Genomic DNA, 1506 nt, shown 5'->3' with positions numbered 1-1506 from the left:
GTGGCATCGCTCACCGCGATGCCACGGCCGGCCTTTCCGCCATCCGGCTCACGGTGCTGCCGAGGTCAGGAGACCGTCAGGCGGTCGTCCGGGCCGCTTCCAGGATGACCTCGGTGACCTCGCCGGGATGCGAGATCAGGCCCAGGTGGCCGGCGTCGATCCGGGTGATGTCGGCGCCCGCCCGCTTCATCATCTCTTCCTGGCGGGCCGGCGGGATGACCCGGTCCTCGGTGCCGATGACCGCCCATACCGGGATCGTCTTCCACGCCGGCTCGGTGGCCGGCTCCCCCAGCGCGTTCGTGGCCAGAGCGGTCTGGGTCACGGCGAGCACCTCCGCCTGCCGCTGGGGCAGACCGTTGGCGAAGCCGGGGATGAACACCTTCGGCAGGACGTACGCGTCGGCCGCGCCCTCCGGGGCGCCGGGGAACGGTACGAGCTTGAAGACGCTCGTGGGGTCGGTCAGGGCCGGTTCGAGAATCGAGCCGGAACCCGCGGTGAGGTCTTCCACGGTCTCCCCCTTGTCCGGGGCGAAGGCGTCGACGAACACGATTGCCTTGACGTTCTTGTTGCCGGTCGCGGCGTCGCTCGTCACGAAACCGCCATAGGAGTGGGCGGCGATCACGATGGGACCTTCGATGGTGGACAGGAAGTCCTTCAGGTAGCCGCTGTCGATCGACGGCCCCCGGTTGGGTTGCGGCGCGACCTGGACATCGAAACCACGTGCCTGGAGTCTCTTGACCTCCCCACTCCAGCTCGAACCGTCCGCCCAGGCGCCATGCACCAGGACGATCGTGCCGATCCTGACGGCCTACCACTTCGACGGCATCGACATCGACATCGAGACCGGCCTGACCGGCAGCGGCAACATCAACACCCTGTCCACGTCGCAGGCCAACCTGATCCGGATCATCGACGGCGTGCTGGCCCGGATGCCGTCGAACTTCGGCCTGACCATGGCTCCGGAGACGGCCTACGTCACCGGCGGCAGCGTGGTCTACGGCTCGATCTGGGGCTCGTACCTGCCGATCATCAAGAAGTACGTGGACAACGGCCGGCTCTGGTGGTTGAACATGCAGTACTACAACGGCAGCATGTACGGCTGCGCCGGCGACTCGTACCCGGCGGGCACCGTGCAGGGCTTCACGGTGCAGACCCAGTGCCTGAACAACGGGCTCACCATCCAGGGCACCACCATCCGGGTGCCGTACGACAAGCAGGTCCCCGGCCTACCCGCCCAGCCGGGCGCGGGCGGCGGCTACATGACCCCATCGCTGGTCACCCAGGCCTACAACAGCGTCCCGAACATCAAGGGCCTGATGACCTGGTCGATCAACTGGGACGGCTCCCGCGGCTGGACCTTCGGCGACAACGTGAAGGCCCGCCAGGGCCGCTGACCGACCCCGCTCCGAATCGTGGGGCCGGCCCCAGGCCGGGCCCGGGCTTTTTTTATAGGCCCGCCCCCGGCCCGAGGGAGCCCCCCCACCACTGTCCCGCGGGATATGTCTT

The 1506-nt window shown here is 68.1% G+C and carries 1 protein-coding gene and 1 pseudogene; one reads left to right on the top strand and one right to left on the bottom strand.

The features are described 5' to 3' along the window. Positions 1–76: 76 nt before the first annotated feature. Entirely contained in the window at positions 77–781 is a 705-nt protein-coding gene (locus AB0B48_RS33105; protein ID WP_357208594.1) for an alpha/beta hydrolase, read from the bottom strand. A 4-nt stretch (positions 782–785) separates the two neighbouring features. Here AB0B48_RS33105 and AB0B48_RS33100 point away from each other — a divergent pair. Beyond that, a pseudogene (locus AB0B48_RS33100) lies at positions 786–1394 on the top strand (glycoside hydrolase family 18); the annotation flags it as partial. Positions 1395–1506: the final 112 nt, after the last annotated feature.

Origin of the sequence: Micromonospora sp. NPDC049089, from assembly GCF_040648775.1 — a bacterium.
GTDB lineage: Bacteria > Actinomycetota > Actinomycetes > Mycobacteriales > Micromonosporaceae > Micromonospora.
This window is presented reverse-complemented; position numbering and strand designations above follow the sequence as displayed.